The sequence below is a fragment of the Janibacter sp. Y6 genome, from assembly GCF_040900765.1.
GTDB classification, from domain to species: domain Bacteria; phylum Actinomycetota; class Actinomycetes; order Actinomycetales; family Dermatophilaceae; genus Marihabitans; species Marihabitans melonis.
The window spans coordinates 222,622-240,709 of sequence record NZ_JAKLYZ010000004.1 but is presented as its reverse complement, the minus strand read 5'-3'; the positions used below and the strand labels follow the sequence as shown (position 1 = coordinate 240,709).

Annotated in this window: 16 protein-coding genes; 4 read left to right on the top strand and 12 right to left on the bottom strand. The window is 70.9% G+C overall.

The genetic code is table 11. The features are described 5' to 3' along the window. Window positions 1-19 precede the first annotated feature (19 nt). The 6 genes from L6241_RS11490 to L6241_RS11465 all read right to left on the bottom strand — a co-directional run bounded on the left by L6241_RS11490 (window position 20) and on the right by L6241_RS11465 (window position 7,565). Complete coding sequence (locus tag L6241_RS11490) at window positions 20-1,387, bottom strand: ABC transporter substrate-binding protein (RefSeq protein WP_368246300.1); 1,368 nt, start codon at window positions 1,385-1,387, stop codon at window positions 20-22. Between the two features lie 252 nt (window positions 1,388-1,639). Then, window positions 1,640-3,085, bottom strand: coding sequence for a GH1 family beta-glucosidase (locus L6241_RS11485; RefSeq protein WP_368246299.1), 1,446 nt, complete (start codon window positions 3,083-3,085; stop codon window positions 1,640-1,642). A gap of 62 nt (window positions 3,086-3,147) precedes the next feature. Continuing rightward, window positions 3,148-4,413 (bottom strand): ABC transporter ATP-binding protein, encoded by a 1,266-nt coding sequence (locus tag L6241_RS11480; RefSeq protein WP_368246298.1) that lies wholly within the window; start codon window positions 4,411-4,413, stop codon window positions 3,148-3,150. 29 nt (window positions 4,414-4,442) lie between these two features. Beyond that, window positions 4,443-5,297, bottom strand: coding sequence for a carbohydrate ABC transporter permease (locus tag L6241_RS11475; RefSeq protein WP_251720663.1), 855 nt, complete (start codon window positions 5,295-5,297; stop codon window positions 4,443-4,445). A gap of 1 nt (window position 5,298) precedes the next feature. Further along, entirely contained in the window at window positions 5,299-6,258 is a 960-nt protein-coding gene (locus L6241_RS11470) for a carbohydrate ABC transporter permease (RefSeq protein WP_368246296.1), read from the bottom strand. After that, entirely contained in the window at window positions 6,255-7,565 is a 1,311-nt protein-coding gene (locus tag L6241_RS11465) for an extracellular solute-binding protein (RefSeq protein ID WP_368246294.1), read from the bottom strand. The genes L6241_RS11470 and L6241_RS11465 overlap by 4 nt, the downstream gene beginning before the upstream one ends. A gap of 206 nt (window positions 7,566-7,771) precedes the next feature. Here L6241_RS11465 and L6241_RS11460 point away from each other — a divergent pair, with 206 nt between their 5' ends. Next, on the top strand, window positions 7,772-8,440 hold the full coding sequence (locus L6241_RS11460; protein WP_368246293.1) for a carbonic anhydrase: 669 nt from the start codon (window positions 7,772-7,774) through the stop codon (window positions 8,438-8,440). Between the two features lie 9 nt (window positions 8,441-8,449). Here L6241_RS11460 and glmM read toward each other — a convergent pair whose 3' ends face one another. Continuing rightward, window positions 8,450-9,799, bottom strand: coding sequence for a phosphoglucosamine mutase (gene glmM, locus L6241_RS11455; RefSeq protein ID WP_123092216.1), 1,350 nt, complete (start codon window positions 9,797-9,799; stop codon window positions 8,450-8,452). A gap of 150 nt (window positions 9,800-9,949) precedes the next feature. On the opposite strand from glmM, the gene L6241_RS11450 reads away from it, so the two are divergent. Continuing rightward, window positions 9,950-11,101 carry a glutamate--cysteine ligase gene (locus tag L6241_RS11450; RefSeq protein ID WP_368246291.1) on the top strand — a complete coding sequence of 384 codons (1,152 nt, stop codon included), beginning with the start codon at window positions 9,950-9,952 and terminating at the stop codon, window positions 11,099-11,101. A gap of 38 nt (window positions 11,102-11,139) precedes the next feature. On the opposite strand, the gene truA is transcribed toward L6241_RS11450, so the two are convergent. The 3 genes from truA to rplM are packed head-to-tail and all read right to left on the bottom strand — an operon-like array spanning window position 11,140 to window position 12,998. Further along, window positions 11,140-11,979, bottom strand: coding sequence for a tRNA pseudouridine(38-40) synthase TruA (gene truA / locus L6241_RS11445; protein ID WP_368246290.1), 840 nt, complete (start codon window positions 11,977-11,979; stop codon window positions 11,140-11,142). A 35-nt stretch (window positions 11,980-12,014) separates the two neighbouring features. Beyond that, entirely contained in the window at window positions 12,015-12,521 is a 507-nt protein-coding gene (gene rpsI, locus L6241_RS11440; RefSeq protein ID WP_068277213.1) for a 30S ribosomal protein S9, read from the bottom strand. 33 nt (window positions 12,522-12,554) lie between these two features. Continuing rightward, window positions 12,555-12,998, bottom strand: coding sequence for a 50S ribosomal protein L13 (rplM, locus tag L6241_RS11435; RefSeq protein WP_368246288.1), 444 nt, complete (start codon window positions 12,996-12,998; stop codon window positions 12,555-12,557). 176 nt (window positions 12,999-13,174) lie between these two features. Between rplM and L6241_RS11430 the strand changes: the two genes are divergently transcribed. Next, window positions 13,175-13,747 carry a helix-turn-helix domain-containing protein gene (locus tag L6241_RS11430; RefSeq protein WP_251720656.1) on the top strand — a complete coding sequence of 191 codons (573 nt, stop codon included), beginning with the start codon at window positions 13,175-13,177 and terminating at the stop codon, window positions 13,745-13,747. After that, complete coding sequence (gene arr / locus L6241_RS11425) at window positions 13,744-14,163, top strand: NAD(+)--rifampin ADP-ribosyltransferase (RefSeq protein ID WP_191564080.1); 420 nt, start codon at window positions 13,744-13,746, stop codon at window positions 14,161-14,163. Before L6241_RS11430 ends, arr begins: the two co-directional genes overlap by 4 nt. 73 nt (window positions 14,164-14,236) lie before the next feature. Here arr and L6241_RS11420 read toward each other — a convergent pair whose 3' ends face one another. Continuing rightward, on the bottom strand, window positions 14,237-17,335 hold the full coding sequence (locus tag L6241_RS11420) for an alpha-amylase family glycosyl hydrolase (protein WP_368246287.1): 3,099 nt from the start codon (window positions 17,333-17,335) through the stop codon (window positions 14,237-14,239). Between the two features lie 191 nt (window positions 17,336-17,526). Beyond that, window positions 17,527-18,078: a 50S ribosomal protein L17 gene (gene rplQ, locus L6241_RS11415; RefSeq protein WP_368246286.1), complete on the bottom strand. Its 552-nt coding sequence runs from the start codon at window positions 18,076-18,078 to the stop codon at window positions 17,527-17,529. Window positions 18,079-18,088 lie beyond the last annotated feature (10 nt).

Genomic DNA, 18,088 nt, shown 5'->3' with positions numbered 1-18,088 from the left:
GCATCATGGCGACGTCAGATCAGCTGGAGGGCCAGGACTTCTCGATGTTGTCGAGGGTGGTCTTGTCGTCCTGACCGTTGATCCAGTTGGTCATCTCCGACCAGAAGGTGCCGGCACCGACGGCGCTGGGCATCATGTCCGAGCCGTCGAAGCGGAAGACGGCCTTCGGGTCCTGGAGGATCTCCGCGGACTGCTGGTCCAGGGGGCTGACGAGGTTCTTCGGGTCGAGACCCTTGTTGGCGCTGACCCAGCCGCCGCTCGTCGTGGCCTTGGCCTTGGCGTTGGCCCAGTCGGGCGAGGCGAGGAAGGTCTGGAAGGCCTTGACCTCGGGGGCGTCACGGAAGGCGGCGACGAACTCGCCACCACCGAGGACCGGCTTCTCCTCGCCGTTGCTCGGCAGGTAGAAGGCCCACACGTCGCCGTCCTCGGCCACCTTCGTGCCCTTGGGCCAGTTGGCGGCGTAGAAGGACGCCTGGCGGTGCATGTAGCACTTGTTCTTCAGGATCGGCTGGCCGCCGTCCTGGAAGGTCGTCGTGGCGATCGACTTCACGTCGCCGAACCCGCCGTTGACGTACTTGCTCTCCTTGAGGATCTTCGCGTCCTCGCCGAGGGCCTCGGCGACCTTCGGGTCGTTGAAGGGGATCTCGTGCGCGACCCACTTGTCGTAGGTCTCGGCGTCCGCCGTGCGCAGGAGGGTGTCCTCGAGCCAGTCGGTGCCCGGCCAGCCGGTGGCGGTGCCCGAGCCGAAGCCGGCGCACCAGGGCTTGGCGCTGGAGTCGTCGGCCGCGATCTTCTCGGTGAGGGTCATGAGGTCGTCCCAGGTCTCGGGGACCTCGTAGCCCTTGTCGGTGAAGGTCTTCGGCGAGTACCAGACGTAGCTCTTGACGTTGGCGCCGAGCGGGGCGGCGAAGAAGGTGTCGCCGACGGTGCCGTACTTCTTCCAGTCCTCGCCGAAGTGCTCGTCGACCATCTTCGCGGTCGACTCGGGGGCGGGGACCATCTTGCCGGTGTCGGCCATCGTCGCGAGCAGGCCCGGCTGCGGGATGAAGGCGATGTCGGGCAGGTTGCCGCTCTGCGCGCGCTGCGGGAGGTTCTTCTCGAAGTCCTTGTCACCCTCGTACTTGATGGTGATGCCGGTGCACTCCTCGAACTCCTTGTAGGACTCCTTGTGCGGGGCGTCCTCGGGGGTGACGATCGAGGTGTAGATGGAGACGGTCTTGCCCTGGAGCTCGGACTTCATGTCGCACCACTTGGAGTAGTCCGTGGTGTCCATGGCGGCGCCGCTCTCCTCCGTGGAGGACGACCCGCCGCAGGCTGCGAGGCCGACGACCGCGAGCGCGGCGATGCCGACCGAGGCGCGCGCCCGGCGCGAGGTGTTGAAGGACATGTGGATCCCTTTGCTCTTCGTCGCACCGACGGACCTCGACGGCGCCACCGACCACAGGTGGTCGAGCGGTCCACGCGGCGAGCCGACTCCCCCGCAGACCTGCGGTGACAGTGAACCGCTCACCGCACGAGGTGCGCCACAGAATCGCCTCAACTTCGCCGTAACGATCCGGTAACCCGGTCGACGCACGAAGGGGGGACGAACCCGCTGCGCCTAGCCCGGCGGCCGTGGCCGCCGGGCTTGCCCCACCCCTCAGCGCCGCTCTCGGTGCGCCCGGGCGAGATCACGCAGCCACAGCGCCGAGTCCTTCGGCGTGCGCTCCTGGGTCTCGAAGTCGACGTGGACGACCCCGAAGCGGCGGTCGTAGCCGAAGGCCCACTCGAAGTTGTCGAGCAGCGACCAGGCGAAGTAGGCCCGCACGTCGACGCCGTCGTCGATCGCGTCCGCAACGGCGCTGATGTGGCCTGAGTAGTAGCTCGTCCGGTCGAGGTCGTGGACGGCCCGGCCGCCGTCCTCGTCGATGCTCACCTCGTCCTCGTAGGCCGCGCCGTTCTCCGTGATGATCAGCGCCAGCCCGGGGAAGTCGTCGCGCAGGCGGCGCAGCATGCCCGACAGCGCGGACGGCTCGACGAGCCACCCCATCCGGGTGCGCTCCCCCTCGGGCTCGACGAAGTCGACGCCGGTCGCCCCGACCCACGGGGTCGCCGAGCCCTCGCCGTGGCCGCCGCTGCTGCTCGGCTCCTCGCCCTCGGCGAGGGCGCGCACGATCGTCGGCGTGTAGTAGTTGATGCCGAGCGCGCTCACCGGCACGTGCGCGAGCGCCTCGTCTCCGTCGCGCACGAAGGACCAGTCGGTGACGTGGGCGGTGTCCTCGAAGAGGTCCTGCGGGTAGGCGCCGCGCAGCATCGGCCCGGTGAAGATCCGGTTGCCGACGGCGTCGAGCCGGCGGGCGGCGTCGACGTCGGCCGCGCTGCTCGGGTCGGCCGGGCGGATCGCGTGGTGGTTGAGGGTGACCATGACCGACGCGTCGTCGCCGAGCTCGGCGCGGATCGCCCGGGCGGCCAGGCCGTGGCCGAGGTTGAGGTGGTGCGCCGCCGCGAGCGCGGCTGCCGGCTCCGTGCGACCGGGTGCGTGCACGCCGGAGGCGTAGCCGAGGAAGGCCGACACCCACGGCTCGTTGAGGGTCGTCCACGTGCCGACGAGGTCGCCGAGCTCGCGGGCCAGCACCCCGGCGTACTCGGCGAAGCGCTCGGCGGTCTCGCGCACCGGCCAGCCGCCCGCGTCCTCCAGCGGCTGCGGCAGGTCCCAGTGGTAGAGCGTGACGACGGTGTCGACGTCGCGCTCGCGCAGCCCGGTGAGCACCCGCCGGTAGAAGTCGAGCCCCTCCTGGTTGACCGCTCCCGAGCCGGTCGGCACGATCCTCGGCCAGGCGACGGACAGGCGGTAGGCGTCGAGACCGAGGTCGGCGACGAGCGCGACGTCGCCCTCCCACCGGTGGTAGTGGTCGCACGCGACGTCACCGGTGTCGCCGCCCATGATCATCCCGGGGGTGTGGCTGAAGGTGTCCCAGATCGAGGGCCCGCGACCGCCCTCGGCCACTCCCCCTTCGATCTGGTACGACGCGGTGGCCGCGCCGAGTCGGAAGGAGGCGGGCAGCCGCGCGGCGAGCGTCGCGGCGTCGGTGACGTCGTAGACCATGCCCGTACCGTAGCGACGCCCGTGGCCGGGGGCCCGGTGCTCGTCCTGCTCGGCGTCGCCCCTCAGGCGCTCTGGCTCTCGCGCTCGCGCTCCTCGCGCGCCCGGGCCCGCTCGAGCGCCCGGGTGCGGTCCTCGTCGGACTGACGGTCGATCTCCGCGGCCCGTTCCTCGTCTCGGGTGAGGCACTCGCCGGTCTCGGGGTCGAAGACGTGCATGAGCGAGGGGTCGAAGACGAAGTCGGCGTCCTCGCCCTCGATGATCCTGCTGCGCGCGTCGAGGTTGACCACCATCTGGGTGCGCATGCCCTCGCCGTCGAGATCGCGGTCGAGCTCGTCGAGCTTGCCCTGGACCGCACCGTCGGCGGCGAAGGGGATGTACGCGTACTGCTCGTTGCCCAGCCACTCGGTGACGTCGACGGGGGCCGTGAAGCCCACCCCGTCTCGCACCTCGTCGCGCAGGGTCGCGTCCTTGATGTGCTCGGGCCGCAGCCCGACGATGACGAGGTCCTTGCCGCTGACCTTCTCGGCCAGGCCACGGGGCATCGGGGCGGAGCAGAAGGGCAGCTCGAGCCGGTCGCCGTCGACGCGGGCGGGCAGGAAGTTCATCGGCGGGGTGCCGATGAAGCCGGCGACGAAGAGGTTGACCGGCTGCTCGTAGAGCTCGCGCGGGCTGGCGACCTGCTGCACGACGCCCTTCTTGAGCACCGTCACGCGGTCGCCGAGGGTGAGCGCCTCGGTCTGGTCGTGCGTGACGTAGATGGTCGTCACGCCGAGGCGACGCTGCATCCGGGCGATCTCGGTGCGCATCTGACCGCGCAGCTTGGCGTCGAGGTTCGACAGCGGCTCGTCGAAGAGGAAGGCGTCGGCGTCACGCACGATGGCCCGGCCCATCGCCACCCGCTGGCGCTGACCGCCGGAGAGGTTGGCCGGCTTGCGCTCGAGGTGCTCGTCGAGCTCGAGCATCCGGCTGGCGTTCTCGACCTTCGCGCGGATCTCCTCCTCGCTGTGCTGACCACGAGCCAGACGAAGGGGGAAGGCGATGTTCTCGAAGACCGACAGGTGGGGGTAGAGCGCGTAGTTCTGGAAGACCATCGACAGGTTGCGGTCGCGCGGAGAGAGCTCGTTGACGCGCTTGCCGTCGATCGACAGGTCGCCGCTCGTGATGTCCTCCAGACCGACGACCATGCGCAGCAGGGTCGACTTCCCGCAGCCCGAGGGGCCGACGAAGATCATGAACTCGCCGTCCTTGATGTCGAGCGAGACGTCGTTGACCGCAGGGAACCCGTCTCCGTACTTCTTGACGATGTTCGCGAGGGTGATCTCAGCCATGGGGACAGCTCACTTCCTGGTACCAGGGCTCAGCCCTTGACGGCACCCGAGGTCAGACCGGCGACGATGCGGCGCTGGAAGAGGAGGACGAGGATGACGACGGGGATGGTGACGACGACCGCGGCCGCCATGATCGCGCCGGTGGGCTGCTCGAACTGCGAGGCGCCGGTGAAGAAGGCCAGGGCCGCCGGCACGGTCCGAGCCCGGTCGGAGGTCAACGAGATCGCGAAGACGAAGTCGTTCCATGCGACGAAGAAGGTGATGATCGCGGTCGTGAAGACCCCCGGGGTCGCCAGCGGGATGATGACCTTGCGGAAGGCCTGCCAGCTCGTCGCCCCGTCGACCTGGGCGGCCTGCTCCATCTCCCACGGGATCTGCTGGAAGAAGGCCGACATCGTCCAGATCGACAGCGGCAGGGTGAGCGCGAGGTAGGGGATGACCAGGCCCGGCACGGTGTCGAAGAGACCGATCTGGCGCCATACGTCGAAGAGCGGGGTCACCATCGCCACGACGGGGAAGAAGCTCACCGCGAGCGCGGTCGTGAGGATGAGGCGCTTGCCCTTGAACTCCAGCCGGCTGATGGCGTACGCGCAGAACATCGCCAGCACGACGGAGATGAAGGTGGCGAGCAGGCAGACGACGAGGCTGTTGCGCAGGGCCGGGGTGAAGAGCTCGCTCGCCCCGCCGGTGAAGATCAGCTCGTAGTTCTCCAGCGTCGGGTCCTTGGGCCAGAAGTTGCCGAGCACGCTCTGCGACGGGTCGGCCAGGGTCTCCGCGCTCTTCAGCGACAACGAGACCATGAAGAGCAGCGGGATGACGGTCCAGACCATCACCGGGACGGCGAGCACCGTCCAGATGCCGGTCCCCTTGCTGGTGTCGGCCATGTCAGCTCCTCCCTGCGGCGAGGTCGACCTTGAAGCCCCGCACGAAGAGCGCGGCGATCCCGAGCACGCACAGGAAGAGGATCACCGACAGCGCCGACCCCAGCCCGATCTCGGTGCGGTCGATGGTCTGGCGGTAGATCAGCCCAGAGAGGCTGTTCGTCTCGTTGGCACCGCCGGTCATGATGAAGATGTTGTCGAAGATGCGGAAGGCGTCGAGGGTGCGGAAGAGCACCGCGACCATGATGGCGGCCTTCATGTTCGGCAGGATCACCCGGGTGAGGACCTGCCACCAGGTCGCGCCGTCGACCTTGGCCGCCTCCTCCATCGACGTGTCGACCTGGGCCAGACCGGCGAGGAGCAGCAGCGAGATGAAGGGCGTCGTCTTCCAGATCTCCGACAGCGAGATGACGAAGAAGGACCCCCAGAAGTTGCCGAACCAGTCGTAGGAGGGGTCGATGCCCGGCAGCCACTGCAGCCATCGGTTGACGAAGCCGGTGTCGGTCTGGAAGGAGTACAGCCAGGTGAAGCCCGAGACCACCGTGATGATCGAGTACGGGATGAGCACGATCGTGCGCAGGGTCCGCCGCGGGATGACGATGCGGTGCATGACGAGCGCGATGACGAAGCCGAGGACGAGCTCGACGGCGACGGTGAAGACGGTGACGAGCACCGTCATCCGCATCGCGCTCCAGAAGACGGGGTCGCTCAGCGAGACGACGTAGTTCTGCAGGCCGACGAACTCCCGGTTGTCCGGGTCGGTGAGGCGGTAGCTGAAGAAGCTGTTCCACACCGCCTGCAGGATCGGGTAGGCGGTGACGAGCAGCATGATGACGAAGGCCGGCATCGCCAGCTTCCAGCCCAGCCGTTGCTCGTCGCGCGCCCGCTGCGACATCGCCGCGGGCGCGTCACGGCCCCGCGGGGCCGGGCTCGTGCTCAACCGCTCCCTCGCCTCGGTGCTCATAGCAGCGCGTCCCCGGACAGGACGTCCGTGAGCAGCTGGGTGGTCTGCGCCGGCGTGGTCGAGGGGTCCACGGCCCCGGGCGGCGAGTACTCGCGCTGGATGCCCCCGGAGACGTCCCCGTAGTACTGCGTGGAGGGCCGCGCCGCGCCGTCGTCGAGCGAGGAGCGGATGAGCCCCGCCATCGGGAAGATCTTCTTGACCTCGGCGTCGTCGTAGACCGCCTTGCGGGCCGCGGGGTTGCCGGTGCCGATCATGTACTCACGCTGGCTGCGCTCCGAGGTGAGGCACTCGACGGCCGCCCACGCCTTGTCCTTCTTCGTCGAGGCGCTGTTGACGCCCATCTGGATGCCGCCCAGCGGGGGCCGGGAGTCCTCACCCTCGACGGTCGCGGGGTACTTCGCCCAGCCGATGTCGTCGATCCAGTCCACCTCGGCCTGCTCCAGCGCCGCGTAGACGTAGGGCCAGTTGACCATGTAGTCCGCTCCCTCGGTCTGGAACATGTCGAGCGTCGAGGTCTCGTCGGTCGAGCCGAGCGCCGGTCCGCCGACGCCCTTCTGAGCGATCGAGCGGATGACCTCGGCGGCGGCGCGACCCTGGTCGGTGTCGAGCCCGAAGGTCAGCTCCTGCCCGTCGGCGCCGGGGTTCTCGACGACCTTGCCGCCGGCGCCCTCGACGAGGGCGTTGATCCACACCATGTAGCCCTCGTAGCGCGAGGCCTGCACCCCGATGTTCGTGTCGTCCTTCTCCGCGACCTCGACGAGCTGCTCCCACGTCACCGGCTTGCTCATGTCCAGGCCCGCCTCCTTGGCGGCGGACTTGCGGTACCAGAGCAGCTGGGTGTTGGCCCAGAAGGGGGACGCGTACATCTCGTCCTTCCACTGGGCCGAGGTGATGACCGGGTCGACGACGTCGTCGGTGAAGGTGTCGACCTTGTCCGAGGGGACCTTCTCGAGGAAGCCGGCCTCGGCGAACTCGGCGACGAAGACGGGGTCGACCGACATGATGTCGACGCCCTTGTCGCCCGCGGCGAGCCGGCGCAGGAGCTGCTGGCGCTGGTCGCTCGCGCTGTTCGGGAGCACCTGCACCGAGATCTGGTACTGCCCGCCGGAGGCGTCCGTGCACTCCTTGGCCAGCTGCGCCTGCCCACCGCCCTGCGGGTTGGTGCCCCCGCCGTCGGGGTTGATGTACCAGGTGAGCCTGTTCGTGCTGTCGCTCGTGTCGTCCTGCCCGCACGCCGTCGTCGTGACGACGGCGGCGACGACGGCGCCCGCCGCCGCGACGGTGCGGCCTCGTCTGCGTCCGCGCACTGTCGGTCCCTCCGTCGATGACATGCACCGCCGATGGCCCCGCACTCGCGAGCGACAGCGGTGTCGTTGGGCACCATGCTGACACGCGCAGGGGGGCTGAGGGCCCCGGGGCTGCACCCTGAATCCCGCACCGTCCGCCACCGGTAGGGTGACGACGAGCCGCCTCGGGCGGCCCAGCAGTGCTGAGCTGACCGCGAGGAGATGTCGTGCCAGAGACCGACCACGTCGACGCGCCGGACGGCAGCCGCGACCCCGGCGCCCGCCCGGTCACCCCGGGCCAGGCGTGGCGCGAGCTGGCCGCGGGCAACGCCCGGTTCATGGCCGGCGACCACGAGCACCCGCACCAGGGCGTCCACGACCGGGCGGCGCTGGCTGCGGGTCAGACCCCCTTCGCCATATTCTTCGGCTGCGCCGACTCACGCGTCGCGGCGGAGATCATCTTCGACCAGGGGCTGGGCGACCTCTTCGTCGTGCGCACCGCCGGTCACGTCATGGATCCCAGCGTCCTGGGCTCGCTCGAGTTCGGCGTCGACGTCCTCGGCGCCCCTCTCGTCGTCGTCCTCGGGCACGACTCGTGCGGCGCGGTGCGTGCCGCCATCGAGGCGAGCGACACCGGCGAGATGCCCCCCGGCTTCCTGCGCGACATCGTCGAGCGGGTCACGCCGAGCGTCATCGCCGCCCGCCGTGCGGGTCTGGAGTCGGTCAAGGAGATCGAGCGTCAGCACGTGCGGGCGACGTGCCACCTCATGACGGAGCGCTCGGCGAGCATCGCCGCGGCGGTGCGAGAGGGCCGGCTGGCCGTCGTCGGCGCCGAGTACGACCTCGCGGAGGGCGAGGCCCGGCTCGTCGAGGTCGTCGGCAGCATCGGGGGCTGACCCCCAGGGTCAGAGCGCGAGGCGCTCCCGGACGACCCCGGCGAGCGCCTCGCCGACCTGCTGCGCGTGCTCCTGCGTCGGGGCCTCGACCATGACGCGCACGAGCGGCTCGGTGCCGGACTTGCGCATGAGGACACGACCCGAGCCGGCGAGGCCCGCCTCGTGCTCCTGCACCGCGCTGCGCACGCCCTCGTCGGTGTCGACGCGGGACTTGTCGACGCCCCCGACGTTGATGAGCACCTGGGGCAGCCGGGTCATGACGGAGGCCAGCTCGGCGAGCGGGCGCCCGGTCGCGGCCACCTGCGCGGCGATCATCAGACCGGTGAGCACGCCGTCGCCGGTCGTGCCGTGGTCGAGCATGATGACGTGCCCGGACTGCTCGCCGCCGAGCGAGTAGCTGCCGCGGCGCATCTCCTCGAGGACGTAGCGGTCGCCGACGCCGGTCTGCTTCACGGCGATGCCGGCCTCGCGCATGGCGTTGAGCAGACCGAGGTTGCTCATGACGGTCGCGACGAGCGTGTCGTCGGCGAGCCGGCCGCGCTCCTTGAGCGCGATCGCGAGCACCGCCATGATCTGGTCGCCGTCGACGACCTGACCCGTCGCGTCGACCGCGAGGCAGCGGTCGGCGTCGCCGTCGTGGGCGATGCCGAGATCGGCGCCGTGGGTGACGACGGCCTCCTGCAGCTGCTCGAGGTGGGTCGAGCCGTAGCCGTCGTTGATGTTGAGCCCGTCCGGGCTGGCGCCGATGACGTGCACCGTCGCGCCGGCGAGGCGGAAGACCTCGGGCGAGACCTCGCTCGCCGCCCCGTGCGCCGCGTCGAGGACGACCGTGAGGCCCTCGAGCGAGCCGGGGACCGCGAGGAGGAGGTGGCGGATGTAGCGCGCCCCGCCGTCGGCCATGACCTGGACGCGGCCGACCTCGGCGCCGGTCGGGCGCAGCGGCTCCTGGCCCATGCGGGCCTCGATCTCGTCCTCGACGGCGTCGGGCAGCTTGTGCCCGCCCCGGGCGAAGAACTTGATGCCGTTGTCGGGCATCGCGTTGTGCGACGCCGAGAGCATGACCCCGAAGTCGGCGTCGGTGTCGGCGGTGAGGTAGGCGATCGCCGGGGTCGGCAGGACGCCCGCGTCGTAGACGTCGACGCCGGCCGAGGCGAGCCCGGCGACGACGGCGGCGGAGAGGAACTCACCGGAGGCCCGCGGGTCGCGGCCGACGACCGCGCGGGGGCGGTGCCCGTGCTCGTGGTCGCGTCGTCGCAGGACGACGGCCGCGGCCTGTGCGAGGGAGAGGGCGAAGTCCGCGGTGATGACGTCGCCGTTGGCGAGCCCACGCACGCCGTCGGTGCCGAAGATTCGTGCCATGTCGCTCTCGGTGCCTTCCAGTTGGGGATCGGCCCCCCGGCAGGCAACCGGCATGAGGACCTTGCGGCTCGCAGCACGATACCCGCGACCTAGGCTGGAGTCCTCCGCGACCCACGGCAGGTGGGCCGACGAGCAGGAAGGGCTCCGCCCGTGATCGACTTCCGCCCCTCCGCGGGCCCGACGCTCGGCGTCGAGTGGGAGCTGGCCCTCGTCGACGGCGACACCCTCGACCTCGTGCCGCGCGCCGACGACGTCGTCGCCGGCGTGGCCGAGGCCCTCGACGACGAGCACGTCTCCGCCCGCGTCCACCGCGAGCTGCTGAGCAACACCGTCGAGATCGTCACCGGCATCTGCGACGACGTGCCGCAGGTGAGCGCCGACCTCGACTCCTCGCTGCGCGCGCTGCGCCAGGTCACCGACCCGCTCGGTCTCGAGCTCATGTGCGCCGGCACCCACCCCTTCGCCCAGTGGCAGAGCCAGCAGGTGAGCGAGGGCGAGCGCTACGCCACCCTCATCGACCGCACGCGGTGGTGGGGCCGCCAGATGGTCATCTACGGCGTCCACGTCCACGTCGGCATCACCGACGCCGCGAAGGTGCTGCCCATCCTCAACGGCATGCTCACCTACGCCCCGCACCTCCAGGCGCTCTCGGCGTCCTCGCCCTTCTGGGCCGGCGAGGAGACCGGGTACGCGAGCAACCGCGCCCAGATGTTCCAGCAGCTGCCGACCGCCGGGCTGCCCTTCCAGTTCGACACGTGGCCGCAGTACGAGCGCTACGTCGACGACCTCATGGTCACCGGGGTCATCGACGAGCTCAAGGAGATCCGCTGGGACATCCGCCCGGCGCCCCACCTCGGCACGCTCGAGATCCGCGTCTGCGACGGCATCCCGACGCTGCGCGAGCTCGCCGCGATCACCGCGCTCGTCCAGTGCCTCGTGGTGTGGCTCGACGACCGGCTCACCGACGGCGGCACCCTGCGCACGCTGCCGCCGTGGCACGTCCAGGAGAACAAGTGGCGCACCGCGCGCTACGGCATGGACTCGATCATCATCTGCGACGACCGCAACCGCGAGCGGCTCGTCACCGAGGACCTCGCCGACCTGCTCGAGCGCCTCGCCCCGGTCGCCCGCCGCCTCGGCTGCGAGACCGAGCTCGCCGACGTCGAGCAGATCACCCGCACCGGCGCGAGCTACCAGCGCCAGCTGCGCGTCGCGCAGGAGGAGGGCACCCTCGTCGGGGTCGCCCGCTCCCTCGTCGACGAGCTGCGCGCCGGGCAGCCGGGTCGACCCGGCCCCGTCTGACCGAGGGCGAAGGGGGACCCAGGGCGACGGGGGACCTGTCAGTCCCGGCGGGCGCGGGCCTCACGGGCGCGCGCGGCCAGCCGGTCGTCGTCGGGGTAGCTGACCTCGACCAGGCTCAGCCCGTGCGCGGGCATGACCTTGACGCGGGGGTCCCGCACCCCGGCGGTGAGCACCTCGAGGGGCCATCCGGTCCCCTGCCGGCCCTGCCCGACGGGCACGACGGCACCGACGAGAGCACGCACCATCGAGTGGCAGAAGGCGTCGGCGACGACGCGGCCCTCGACGAGCCCGTCCTCGGTGCGCCGCCACGAGTGCTCGACGAGTGTGCGGGTGGTCGTCGCGCCCTCGCGCCGCTTGCAGAAGGCGGCGAAGTCGCGCAGCCCGAGCATCGCCGTGGCCGCCTCGTCCATCGCCGCGACGTCGAGCGGCTCGCGCAGGGCGACGACGTCGTGACGCCGCAGCGGGTCGCGCCGGCCCGGGTCGTCGCCGATGAGGTAGCGGTAGCGCCGCTGCAGGGCGGAGAAGCGCGCGTCGAAGCCCTCGGGGGCCCGGGTCACGGCGTGCAGCGCGACGTCCGGGGGCAGCACCCCGCGCAGCCGGGCGAGCAGGGCCTCCTGCGGGCTGCGCTCGCGACGGCCGCGTGCGGCCTCGAGCGCCTCCTGCGGCAGGTCGACGTGGCAGACCTGCCCCGCGGCGTGCACCCCGGCGTCGGTGCGCCCCGCGACGACGACGCGGACCCCCGAGGTGCGGCAGATCGTCTCGAGCGCGCTCGTCAGCTCGCCCTCGACGGTGCGCAGGCCCGGCTGAGCAGCCCACCCCGCGAATCCCCCGCCGTCGTAGGCGAGGTCGAGGCGCAGGCGCACGACGAAGGGCCCCACCGCGTGGTGGGGCCCTTCGCCAGGAGCGCTCTCGATCAACGCTTGGAGTACTGCGGCGCCTTGCGCGCCTTCTTCAGACCAGCCTTCTTGCGCTCCGGGACGCGGGCGTCACGGGTGAGGAAGCCGGCCTTCTTCAGGGTGTCGCGGTTGAGCTCGGGGTCCACGCCGTTGAGGCTGCGGGCGACGCCGAGGCGGACCGCACCGGCCTGGCCGGAGGGGCCACCGCCGTGCACGCGGACGAGCACGTCGTAGGCGCCGTCGAGCTCGAGCACCGTGAAGGGCTCGGCGACGATCTGCTGGTGGACCTTGTTCGGGAAGTACTCCTCGAGCGTGCGCCCGTTGATCTTCCACTCGCCGGTGCCGGGGACGATCCGCACGCGGGCGATGGCCTGCTTGCGGCGGCCGGTGCCGGCGCCGGGGGCCGAGGCCGAGGGACGACGAGCCGGCTCGGCGTCGCCGACGGGGCCGTCGGACTCGGAGGTGTAGGAGGTGAGCTCGACGTCGTCGCCGAGCTGCTCGGTGGTGTCGGTGGTGTCAGCCACGTGTCAGTCCTTCGTCGTGATTCTGCGCGCGGCTTACTGCGCGACCTGGGAGATCGTGTAGGGGGTCGGCTGCTGGGCGCCGTGGGGGTGCTCCGCACCGGCGTAGACCTTGAGCTTGCTCAGCTGCTGGCGGCCGAGGGAGTTGCGGGGCAGCATGCCGCGGATCGCCTTCTCGACGGCGCGCTCCGGGTTCTTCTCGAGCAGCTCGGTGTAGGAGGTCGAGCTCAGACCACCCGGGTAGCCCGAGTGGCGGTAGGCGCGCTTCTGCTCGGCCTTGGAGCCGGTGAGCGCGACCTTGTCGGCGTTGATGATGATGACGAAGTCGCCGGTGTCGACGTGCGGGGCGAAGGTCGTCTTGTGCTTGCCGCGCAGGAGGATCGCGGTCCGGCTCGCGAGACGGCCGAGGACGACGTCAGTGGCGTCGATGACGTGCCACTGACGGGTGATGTCGCCCGCCTTGGGGGTGTAGGTACGCACAGGTGCAGCCTTCGTGTCGTGTCGTTCGGGGTACCCGACAATTCTACGGGCGGGCCGCACACCGCCCGAAATCGCGGGCGCACCCCCTGGAGCCCTACGGGCGAGCGGGATCCGACTGACTGCGCCCGGCGCGACGCGCTTGCCCCGTCCCAGATCGCACACTTATTGTGCGATCCATGAGCACCCCGGGCACCCCCGACGGCTGGCGTCTGCTGGCCCACCCGCTGCGCACCCGCATCCTCGCGCACCTGCGGCTGCACGGCGGCTCGACGTCGGCGGAGCTGGCCCGGGCGCTCGGCACGAACTCGGGCGCCACGAGCTACCACCTGCGCACGCTCGCCGAGGGCGGGCTCGTCGAGGACACGGGTCTGGGCAACGCCAAGACCCGGGTCTGGGCCCTGCCCGACGAGGACGACGACGACGTCGTCGTCACCCGTGTCGGCGCGGACGACGACGACCCGCTGAGCGCGCAGGACGAGGCCTGGCTGGCGCACGACCACGTCGAGCACCTCGCAGCGCGCGCCCATGCCTGGGTCGACGCCGCGCCGACGTGGCCCCTCGTGTGGCAGGAGGAGGCCGGCCTGCACGACCGGGCCGTGCTCGTCGACGAGGAGCAGCTCGTCGCGCTGCGCACCGAGGTCATGCGCACCCTCGAGCGCTACCGCCGGATCGGCGCGGGCACCCCGGGCGCGAAGCGCGTCGCCGTCACCCTCGCGGTGCACCCCGTCGACCGGACCCCGCGGTCGTGACCGGCGAGCGCCCCCTCGACGAGGGGCCCTTCTTCCACGGCACGCGGGCCCCCCTTCGCCCCGGTGACCACCTCGTCGCCGGACGCCCCTCGAACTACCGCGCCGGCCTGACGATGCGCCACGTCTACATCACCTCGCTCGTCGACGGGGCCGCTCTGGCCGCCGAGCTCGCCGTGCTGCTCGGGCCGGAGGGCAGCGAGCCGCACGTCTACCGCGTCGAGCCCACCGGCCCCTACGTCGACGACCCGAACGTCACCGACAAGAAGTTCCCCGGCAACCCCACGCGCTCCTACCGCACGAGCGCCCCGGTCCTCGTCGTCGAGGAGGTCACGGGGTGGACCCGGCTCACGCCGAAGGCCCTTGACCTCTGGCGCGAGCGCCTGGCGGCGCTCAGCCAGGCCGAGATCATCAACTGATCCGGCCGGGTCGACGAAGGACCGTCACCTCGAGGTGACGGTCCTTCGTCGAACCATGCGAAGGGGGCGCCCCCTAGCTGCTCGTCGCCTGGCCGACGTGCGTGGCCGAGTCGTAGGAGAAGACGGTCTTCGCGCCGTCGGCCGGCACGGTGACGGTGATGTTGCCGCCCGTCGGCGACCCGCCGGCCCCGTAGCTCGTCGTCCACGACAGGTCGTGGGCGATCTTGAAGCTCCACGTACCCGCGGGGATCTTCGTCGTCGCCCACGTGTACGTGCCGTCGCCGTCCTTGTCCTGCAGCCACGGGCGCATGCACGCGGGCGACCAGTCGGCCGCGCAGCCGAGCTCGGACTGGTAGTCACCGGGCGCCGTGACGACCGGGCCGTCCTCGGACGTCGTCGCCCAGTGCGTCGTCGGGTCGTAGTAGAAGCTCACGGGGCCGTCGGTCTCGTAGGAGATGTTCGCGCCGTCGCGCTCCCCCTTCTCGCCGTAGTTCTCGGTCCACGTCCGGTCGAGCGCGGCCTTGAAGGCATAGGGCCCGGCCGGCAGCGTGTAGCTGCCCTTCCAGATCGAGTCCTGCGGGTCCATGGTCAGCTGCGCCTGGTCGCACCACGGCTCCCAGTCGGCGGCGCAGCCCATCTCGGAGTTGTGGGTGCCCGCGACGGCGACGGCACCGGGCTGGGTGGCCGGCGGGTCGCCGATCTCGGCCTCGGGCGCCGGTCCGGTGGCGGAGACGACGCTGGCCCAGTCGCTGTCGGCGGAGACCCGGCCGGCGGCGTCCTCGACGACGACGCGGTACTCGAGCATCGTCCCGAGCGCCATGCCCTCGACGTCGTGGAAGACGCGGTAGGGCGCGTTGTCGTCGGTGCCCACGGTGCGCCAGGTCTTCGTGCCGACCGGGCGGTAGAGGACGGTCGCCTGGGCGAAGGTCCCCGAGGTAACGTCGGCGGAGATCTCCGCGCGTCCGCCCACGGCATGGTCGGTGCCAGCGCTCAGCTCGACCGTCGGCGCTGCCGTGCCGGTCGAGATCGTCCGGTTGGCCTTCCACACGCGCACCGACAGCGGCGGCACGGTGACGCTCACACGGCCGTCGGCGCCGGGGCGCACCGACGGGGCGCCCGGCGTCACCGGGGTGAAGAGCGCGCCGTCGTAGCGACCCTTGCCGGCGCGGGCCGACCCCTTCGTCCACGTCGCGAAGCTCGCGGTCTGCGTCGTCGTCGAGTTGTTCGCCGCGACGACGTACTCGACCTTCTTCGACGCGTCGAGACGGGACACGGCGAAGATGCCGGCGTCGTCGGAGGCGTACCGCGCGACCTGCGCCCCGTCGGCGAGCGCGGGGTGCTTCGCGCGCATCCGGGAGAGCTCGGCGACGTGGCGGTAGAGCGGGTGGGTGCGCGAGTAGCGGTCGCGCGATCCCTCCGGCCCGGCGAGGACGTCCTCGGCGTTGTAGATCGAGGTCTTGCTGGCGAACATGTCCTGGCGCGCGAGCTGGTCGCCGCCGGTGCCGATGAAGCCCTGCTCGTCGCCGTAGTACGTCACCGGGTTGCCGCGGGTGGTGAACATCAGGCTCTGCGCGAGGCGCACGCGGGCGAGGTGCTGCTTCTCGTCCGTGCTCGAGTCCTTCAAGAACATCGAGGCGCGGCCCATGTCGTGGTTCCCGAGGAAGGTCGGCAGCTGGTAGGCGTTGCTGTCCGCGTCGGTGTACCAGTCGTCCTTGGCGAAGAAGTCGGCGAGCGTCGCGGCCGACTTCCCCTTCGCGAAGTCGACGCCCTGCTGCTGGAAGCCGAAGTCGAGGGTGGCCTGGAGCTTGCCGCGGGTCGTGTACTCCGACATCACCGCGGGGTTGCCGTCGTAGACCTCGCCGAAGGCGAAGAAGTCGTCGTTCTTCTTCTGCGCGTGGGTGAGCAGGTCGGGCATGAACTGCTGCCAGAACTCGAGGTTGACGTGCTTGACGGTGTCGATCCGGAAGCCGTCGATGCCGAAGTCGGCCCACTGCTTGTAGATCTCGCCCATGCCGTCGACGACCTCGGGGCGCTCGGTGAAGAGGTCGTCGAGACCGATGAAGTCGCCGTACGTCGAGCTCTCGCCGGCGAAGGTCGAGTCACCGCGGTTGTGGTACATCAGCGGGTCGTTGAGCCACGCCGGGACCTTGACGTCCTTCTCCGCGGGACGCACGAAGGGGGTGTACGGGAAGGACGTGCGGTCCATCGCCGGCCACTGCGAGGCGGGCTTGCCGACGAAGTCGCGGTCGTCGAAGGCCGTGCCGCTCGTGTCGGTGTACGGCGAGGACTTCTTGCTCTTGTACGTGTACGCGCCCTCCTCGTAGTCGATGACGTCCGCGGTGTGGTTGGTGATGATGTCGAAGAAGACCTTCATCCCCTTCTTGTGCGCGGCGTCGATGAGGGTCTTCATCTCGGCGTTCGTGCCCAGGTGCGGGTCGATCTGGGTGAAGTCGGTGATCCAGTACCCGTGGTAGCCCGCGCTCTCCTCGCCGGCCTTGCCCTGCACCGGCTTGTTCTTGAAGCTCGGGGTGAGCCAGATCGCCGTCGTCCCCATGCCCTTGATGTAGTCGAGCTTGCCGGTGAGGCCCTTGAGGTCGCCCCCGTGGTAGAAGGCCTTGTCGCTCGGGTCGTACCCGGTGGTGAGGCGCCCGCCGGTGAGCCCGCCGCGGTCGTTGGCGGTGCTGCCGTTGGCGAAGCGGTCGGCCATGACGAAGTAGAAGCGCTCACGCCCGAGCGGCCCGCGCAGCGAGTCGGCGGCCGCCTTCTTGTCCGCGCTGCTCGTCGCCCCGGCGAGACCGAGCGGCGTCATGGTGGTGACGTGGCTCGCCTCGTCGTAGCTCACCCGCAGCCGGGCCGGGCCCTCGAGCACGAGCGGCACGTTCGAGCCGTCCTTGACGCCCCCGGCGCCGTAGTTCTCGGCCCACCCGTCGTCGATGGCGACCTTGTACTCGTAGCTGCCGGCGGGCAGCGAGATCGTCGCCGACCACGTCTTGCCGGAGGCATCCTGGACGAGGTGGGCCTTCGCGCACGCGGGGTCCCAGTCGGCGGCGCAGCCGAGCTCGTCCTGCAACGAGCCGACGAGGGTGACGCTGCTCGGCTCGGCGGCGCTGGCGGGTGCGGACAGGGCGAAGGGGGCGATCGCGAGGGCTGCGGCGTGGGGGCGTCGGACCATGGGGTGCTCCTTGCGGGTCGCCCTCGCCGTCGAGGGCAGTCGGGCGGAGCATAGGCCCGCCGTGACCTGCGGCGACAGGTGATCGCGGACTTCTTGGACAACCCTTTACCGAGCGGCCCGCCCGGGCACGACGAAGGGGTGAGCCCCCGCTGCTGCGGGAGGCTCACCCCTTCGTCAGGTGAGGGCCTGGGTCAGGCCTTCTCGCCCTCGGTCGACTCCGTCGACTCGGTGGCCTCGATCGAGTCCGTGGCCTCGGCCGCGGGGGCCTCGGTCTCGGTCGTCTCGTCCGTGGTCTCCGGCGCGTCCTGCGCCTCCTCGTCCTTGGCCGAGCGCGCGGTGGCGGCCTCGGCCTCGGCGACGACGGCGCGCTTGGGCTTGGCGGAGACGGGCTCGCGCACGAGCTCGATGACGCACATGGGGGCGTTGTCGCCCTTGCGCGGCGCGATCTTCGTGATGCGGGTGTAGCCGCCCTCGCGGTCGGTCATGTCGGGCGCGATCTCGGTGAAGAGACGGTGCACGACACCCTTGTCCTTGACGACCGTCATGACCTTGCGACGGGCGTGCAGGTCACCGCGCTTGGCGAAGGTGACGAGACGCTCGGCGAGCGGGCGCAGACGCTTGGCCTTGGCCTGCGTCGTCGTGATCTGGTCGTGCTCGAAGAGCGACTGGGCCAGGTTGCCGAGCATGAGGCGCTCGTGCGCCGGGCCGCCACCCAGACGACGTCCCTTGGTGGGGGTGGGCATGGTGATTCTC

Coding starts and splice junctions, on each gene's coding strand:
- L6241_RS11490 (WP_368246300.1), bottom strand. CDS start 1,387: ATGTCCTTCAACACCTCGCGCCGGGCGCGCGCCTCGGTCGGCATCGCC.
- L6241_RS11485 (WP_368246299.1), bottom strand. CDS start 3,085: ATGGTCTACGACGTCACCGACGCCGCGACGCTCGCCGCGCGGCTGCCC.
- L6241_RS11480 (WP_368246298.1), bottom strand. CDS start 4,413: ATGGCTGAGATCACCCTCGCGAACATCGTCAAGAAGTACGGAGACGGG.
- L6241_RS11475 (WP_251720663.1), bottom strand. CDS start 5,297: ATGGCCGACACCAGCAAGGGGACCGGCATCTGGACGGTGCTCGCCGTC.
- L6241_RS11470 (WP_368246296.1), bottom strand. CDS start 6,258: ATGAGCACCGAGGCGAGGGAGCGGTTGAGCACGAGCCCGGCCCCGCGG.
- glmM (WP_123092216.1), bottom strand. CDS start 9,799: ATGGCACGAATCTTCGGCACCGACGGCGTGCGTGGGCTCGCCAACGGC.
- L6241_RS11430 (WP_251720656.1), top strand. CDS start 13,175: ATGAGCACCCCGGGCACCCCCGACGGCTGGCGTCTGCTGGCCCACCCG.
- L6241_RS11420 (WP_368246287.1), bottom strand. CDS start 17,335: ATGGTCCGACGCCCCCACGCCGCAGCCCTCGCGATCGCCCCCTTCGCC.
- rplQ (WP_368246286.1), bottom strand. CDS start 18,078: ATGCCCACCCCCACCAAGGGACGTCGTCTGGGTGGCGGCCCGGCGCAC.